The organism is Pseudomonas sp. SWRI154 (genome assembly GCF_014268645.1).
Taxonomy (GTDB): domain Bacteria; phylum Pseudomonadota; class Gammaproteobacteria; order Pseudomonadales; family Pseudomonadaceae; genus Aquipseudomonas; species Aquipseudomonas marvdashtae.
On the sequence record NZ_JABWQW010000025.1, the window covers coordinates 85,669 to 92,068 of the forward strand.

4 protein-coding genes are annotated in these 6,400 nt (G+C 61.9%); 1 reads left to right on the plus strand and 3 read right to left on the minus strand.

Annotated elements, in window-relative coordinates; translation table 11 throughout:
• Window positions 1-6 precede the first annotated feature (6 nt).
• From HU806_RS20460 to HU806_RS20470, 3 genes are all read right to left on the minus strand, one after another.
• Entirely contained in the window at window positions 7-891 is an 885-nt protein-coding gene (locus HU806_RS20460) for a LysR substrate-binding domain-containing protein (RefSeq protein WP_186613777.1), read from the minus strand.
• 57 nt (window positions 892-948) lie between these two features.
• Window positions 949-2,379: an amino acid permease gene (locus tag HU806_RS20465; protein WP_186613779.1), complete on the minus strand. Its 1,431-nt coding sequence runs from the start codon at window positions 2,377-2,379 to the stop codon at window positions 949-951.
• A 134-nt stretch (window positions 2,380-2,513) separates the two neighbouring features.
• On the minus strand, window positions 2,514-3,767 hold the full coding sequence (locus HU806_RS20470) for a cystathionine gamma-synthase family protein (protein ID WP_186613781.1): 1,254 nt from the start codon (window positions 3,765-3,767) through the stop codon (window positions 2,514-2,516).
• Between the two features lie 233 nt (window positions 3,768-4,000).
• On the opposite strand from HU806_RS20470, the gene HU806_RS20475 reads away from it, so the two are divergent.
• A partial coding sequence (locus tag HU806_RS20475) for a DUF6531 domain-containing protein (RefSeq protein ID WP_186613783.1) occupies window positions 4,001-6,400 on the plus strand: 2,400 nt, incomplete at its 3' end.

Genomic DNA, 6,400 nt, shown 5'->3' on the forward strand with positions numbered 1-6,400 from the left:
AACACTTCATTTGAAACGATGCGCCTGTTCCACCAACCAGGTGGAAAATTTCGCCGCGTCCGGGTGTTGCTCGGCCCCGGAACTGCGCACCAGGTAGAACGATTCGCTGGCTTCGATGCGCTGGGCGAAGGGTTCGACCAGGCGTCCGTCCGCCAGCAAGTCACTGACCATCGACGAACGCGCCAAGGCAATCCCCTGCCCCAACTCGGCCATGCGCAAGGTGCACACCAGCGTGTCGAACTGCATGCCGGTCGAGGAATCAACCGAGTCCGCGCCGACCCTGTTCAACCAATAACCCCAACCTTCTTCGTAGCCCAGCACGTGCAACAGCGGATGTTTCGCCACGTCCGCCGGCACGTTCAGCGTGGCCATCAGGGCTGGCGAACACACCGGGAACAAGCTGTCCCAGGTCAGCCGTTGCGATACGAGGCCCGGCCATTGACCGTGGCCCCAGCGGATTTCCATATCGTCCTCACCGTCCAGTTCCTTGACCCAGATATTGCTGATGTAGCGGATGTCGACCTGCGGATGAGCCTGGCGAAAATCCACCAGTTTCGGCGCCAGCCAATGCACGAAAAACGCCAGGCTGCCGCGCACCTTGATCGGCCGGCGCTTGTGCTGGCCGAATATCTCGTTGGTGCCCACCGCCAATCGCGTGATCGCATCCTGGACTACGGGCAGGAAGGCCTGGCCTTCTTCGGTCAGGCCCAGGCCGCGGGGCAAGCGCTTGAACAGCGCCACGCCCAAGTGACTTTCCAACTGGCGGATCTGCTGGCTGACCGCGCCCTGGGTCAAGAATAATTCGTCGGCGGCGTGGGTGAAGTTCAGGCAGCGGGCGGACACTTCGAACGCCCGTAGCCAGTTCAACGGGGGCAACGTTTTCTGCTTCATGGTCTTACCTCGTTAACCCCCACGCACCGGGCCCGTTTGCCCGCCCGTCGACGCGGTTTAGAACGCATCGGACGGTTGTGCCGCAAGGGCGACCGACAAGCGTCGCTGGCGGCCTTTGCGGGTAATGTAATACACGAAGTAACACCAGGCGATAAAAGGCAAGCCGAAGTACAGCGCCACCCGTTGCTCTGGGTCGAAGGCAATGCCCACGCACGCCAGGCTGCAGCAAACCAGCGCCCCCAGCGGCACCCACGGATAACCACGGACGCGGAACGTCAGGTCGCGCACATCGCCGCCGTTGGCCACGAAGTGCCGGCGGAACGCTATCTGGCTCGCGGCGATGCTCATCCACACCACCACCACGGCGAGGCCGGAAATCGACACCAGCGCCAGGTAGATGGTGTCGGCGGCAAACACGCTGCTGAGCAACGAGGCGGCGCCGCCGGCCATGCTGACGATGATCGCGTTGAGCGGCGTGCCCATGCGGGTCAGGGACGAGAACTGCTTGGGCAGGTGGCCTTGGTCGCTGAGGGTCCAGAGCATCCGCGAGGCGGCGTATAGACCAGAGTTGGCCGCCGACAACAAGGCGGTGATGATCACGAAGTTCATGATGTCGGCGGAGTATGGAATGCCGATGTAGGTGAAGACGGTGACGAAGGGGCTCTCCACCAGACCGGCCTGTTCGCGCGGCAGCAGCGTCGCCAGGACAAAAATGGTCCCGACAAAAAACACCGCCAGGCGCAGCACGGTGGTGCGAATGGCGCGCGGCACGTTGCGTTGCGGGTCCTTGGTTTCGCCGGCGGCGATACCGATCAGTTCAGTGCCGGAAAACGCGAAGGACACCGCCAGCAGCGTCATCGCAATCGGCATGAAGCCGGTAGGAAAAAGCCCTTCGCGAGTGAAGTTACTCAAGCCGATGCTGTGGACCTGATCGATGTTCAACAGGCCCAGAATTGCGCCACCGCCGATCAGCAGGAACACCACCACGGTCAACACTTTGATCAGCGAAAGCCAGAACTCGGTTTCGGCGAACAGTCGCACCGAAATCACGTTGGTCAAAAACACCAAGCCCGCGAACAGTGCGCTCCAGATCCACACCGGTGTGTCGGGAAACCAGCGGGTCATGAGGATGCCGGCGGCGGTGAACTCGGAACCGATCGCCACCGTCCACGTCAGCCAATACAGCCAAGCCACGGTGTAGCCGGTGCCGGGGCCGAGGAAGCGCGTGGCGTAGGTGCTGAAAGAGCCGGTTTCCGGCATCTGCACCGCCAGTTCGCCGAGGCACATCATCACCATGTAAACCATCAGCGCGCCGATGATGTAGGCGATCACCGCGCCCATCGGGCCGGCCTGGTTGACGGTGTAGCCGGAGGTCAGGAACAGCCCGGTGCCGATCACGCCGCCCAAGGCGAGCATGACGATATGGCGCGTCTGCATTTCCTGTTTGAAGCCGGCCCGCGTATTGAGTTGTTGTTCTGTTATGGACATGGTTGTTCTCATGAAATGCCAGGGCGCGCATCCGCGTCTGCGCGAGTAAGACAAGCGCCGCTGAGCTTTTATTATTATTCCTATTCATGAACGCCCCGCTAACGGCCTTGTTGCGGGGTATCAACGTGCAAACTTCAGCTTGCGGTCTCGCTGTGGACTTCATTGGGTTGCGGATCAAGGGTCTTTCTGACGAAGGCGAATGCCTGTTTCAGATCGTCCACCAGATCGTCCGTGTCTTCGATGCCGACCGAGACCCGCACCAGCCCTTCGGATATGCCCAGGGCGAGGCGTTCCTCTAAAGTATTTTCGACGTGACTGGTGGTGCGGGCCGGGCCATAGATGGTTTCCACCGCGCCAAGATTGCCCGCGCAATGGGCAAACCGTAGGCGCGGCAACAGCACCTTGACCGTGTCCATGCCGCCCTTCAGGACAAAGCTGACGATGGCGCCGAAACCGGACATTTGCGCACAGGCCACGGCGTGATTCGGATGGCTCGGCAGGCCGGGATAGTTGACCGATTCCACCAAGGGTTCGGTGCAGAGATAGTCGGCCAGGGCGCGGGCGCTGGACTGCTGTTGGCGCATGCGCAGGGCCAGGGTCTTCATGCCACGGATGATCATGTAGGCCGAGAACGGATCGAGTGTCGCGCCGTTGATTTCCCGGTAGTGACGCACCTTCGCCATCAAGGCTTCGCTGCCGCACACCAGGCCGCCGAGCACATCGCCGTGGCCGCTGAGGAATTTGGTCGCGCTGTGGATCACCACGTCCACGCCCAACGCCAGCGGGTTCTGGTTCAGCGGCGTGGCGAAGGTATTGTCCGCCACCACCACGGCGCCGACGCGTTTTGCGGCGGCGACCAGACGGCGGATGTCGAGTATTTTCAAGGTCGGGTTGGTCGGCGTTTCCAGGTACAGCACCTGGCAGCCCTTGGCGATTTCGCGCTCGATTTCCTCATGGTCGAAGGTCTCGCACAAGGTCACTGCGACGCCGGTACGCGGCAGGAATTCTTCGAAGATCTTGTTGGTGCCGCCATAGCTGTCCTTGGTCGAGACCACGCGATCGCCATTGGCGAGGAAGGTGTAGAGCACGCTGCTGATCGCCGCCATGCCGCTGCTGAACGCCACGGCGGACTCAGCCATTTCCAGCTCGCGAATCTTCGCTTCGACGGTCTCGACAGTGGGGTTGCTCATGCGGCTATAGATGAAGCCGGGGGCCTTGCCCAGCGCGACGTCGTACCAGACGTCGATGTCGTCGTAACCGTATGCAGCGCTGACCACGATGGGGGTCTGGGTGGCGTTGTAGGGATGCCTGACTTGCTCCCCTCCCCACACCGCCCGGGTGCCCGCTCCTGCGTTGATCAGCCCTGCGCTGTCAGGTTTTTTGTTCATTGTGACTACTCGCACTGAGGGGGCGGACGTTGAGCCATCCGCCGGATCTGTGGGCCAATATAGGGAAAAGCCGTGCCGCCGAGAAACGATGTTATCGGTGCCAAAGGGGCGGTTTTTTTAATGGCTGGATGAATTAGGGATTTGCCCTACAGGTACTGTCACCTTCCCTGACTTATTTCCCCAGCCAACCCCGGCACAGTCTCGCGCCCACCTCTGTGTTGCGAGATGTCTGCATGCTTCCACACGACAAGATCCCGTCTTTAATAGGCGCCATTGGTTCGCTGGTCTTGGCCGCCAGGAGCACGCCCGACGTCGAGGAAGTACTGCAGGACTTTCGCCGCTGCCTGGGCGACTACGACAGTTGGGCAGAAAGGTTCTGGACCGGTCAGACGTTGGATATCCAGCAGGTGTTCAAAGTTGGGAAGGAGGTATCGCTCGCACCTTCCAAGGGTGGCGGCAAGCAGGTCAACTCCGTCGTGGCGAGGTGTCCGGCACAAGGGCCACTGACGCTGGTGCACATGTTCAAGGCATCGCGTTTCGTGCCAATCGGTGACACGCCGGTGGTGCTGGAGCCGATCATCAAGGGTGAGCAGGGGAAGGAAACGTTCGGCGATCCCGTCCCTCATGTCATCGGCCCCAGCGGCATTCTGGAAATATCCGAGTGTGATCGCGGCCAGCGTTACCGCATCAGCTTTTTTCCAAATATCACGACCAGTCATGTCAGGGCGCTGTACAGCTCTTACCAGCTCGCGATCATCGAGCTGGAAGCTTGGCTGAAAGCCGAGTGGAACGAGTTTCAACCGCTGTGGAAGGAGGCTTCCGAGAGCGGTTTCGTAAAGCGCTTCAACACGTTGCAAGAGGCTCAGTTACGCGGTTTTGAGAACGCCCTGCTCAAGCTATGGGACGACGTCAAACAGGTCTTCGATCTGCTGGCGGACCTGCAAGCAAACAGTGAAAAGTTGCTGGAATACCTCACCGAGGCCGAACTTGAGCAACTGCTGAAAGCTTCCTCGGAGGCGATCGCCAAAGCCCTGATGGTCCTGAGCGATGAGCCCCTGCTCTTCGTCTACACCGCGGCGTTCACCAGTTGGGTGCGGCTACTGCCGCCGCAGTACATGGCCGAAGTCATAGGGGAAATGCGCGCCGAGATTCTGATCAATTTCATCTTGGCGCGCGTGACCGGTGGCCTGGGCGTGGGGCTGCATATGAGCGGCAAGGTGTTGCGCCATCTCCGCTCGGAGCGGGCCCGCAAATGGTTGCAGGCGTCCAGTCAGCGCCTGGGGCAACTCGGCGACGACAGCCTCGACAAACACGCCGATGTTCTAAAACCGCTGGTGGTCAGTGGCCGAGGAACGTCGGCGGGACCAGCACCGGTCACGCCTTTGCAGATCACCACGGGAGATTCTCCACCGCTGTCGGTCAGTAATCCGCTCCCGGTCGTGCGGGAAAAATCCCTGCCTTCCACGCAGCTAAGCAGATACGAACCCCACGACGACGCCCCCGTCCAATCGAAAAACCCCAACGGCGATCCCGCCGACAGCGCCGACCAAACCCGCACCCATGGCTGCCCGGTGTCGATGGTCACTGGCGAAGAACTGCTGACCCTGGACGACGGCACCCTCGACGGGCGCATGCCCTTCGTCTTCACCCGCCTTTATCGCACCAGCGCCGCCGACCTGGACGTCGGGCTCGGCCGTGGCTGGAGCCATGCCCTGGCCCATCGCCTGTTGATCGAAGGCGAGCAGGTCATCTGGATCGACCAGGAAAACCGCCGCACCACGTTTCCCCGACCGAACCTGCAACGCCCGGCGATCCACAACAGCCTGGCCCGTGCGGCGATCTACCTGAGCTGCGAACCGGACGAGCTGATCATCGCCCAACCCGGCGACGGTGCGCCTTTCCTACACTTTCGCGACGGTCATCTGATCGCCCTGAGCGATCGGTACGACAACCGCCTGACGATCCAGCGCAACATCTACGGCGACATCAGCCGCCTGGACAACGGCGCTCGGCGCTGCCTGCGCCTGCGCTACGAACAGCGTCATCTGGTCGCCATCGACTACCAGGGCTTTCACCCGGAACTGCACCCGGACGAAGCCTGGCGCACCGAACAGACGCTGGTGACCTACCGCTACGACGCGCGCTTGCGGCTGATCGAAGCGACCAACGCCGCCGGCGAAAGCGAACGCTACGACTACGACGACCAGCACGTCATCCTCCAACGGCAACTGGCCGGCGGCGCGAGTTTTTATTGGGAATGGCAAGGCCTCGGCCCGGCGGCCCGCTGCGTGCGGCACTGGGCATCTTTTGCGCAGATGGACAGCCGCTACACCTGGGGCGAGGACGGCAGCGTCACGGTCCAGAACCTCGATGGCAGCCAGGAAGTCTACGTCCATGACGACCGCGCGCGGCTGGTGCGCCAGGTCGATCCCGATGGCGGCGAACACCTCAAGGCCTATGACGAACAGGGTCGTCTGGTCGCCGAACAAGACCCGCTCGGCGCGCTGACCGAATACCGCTACGACGAAGTCGGACGGCTGGCGGCGCTGATTCCGCCCGAAGGCGAGCCCACGTCCTACGAGTACCGCAACGGTTTCCTGCACGCCCGGCATCGCGGCAACGCCGTGTGGACC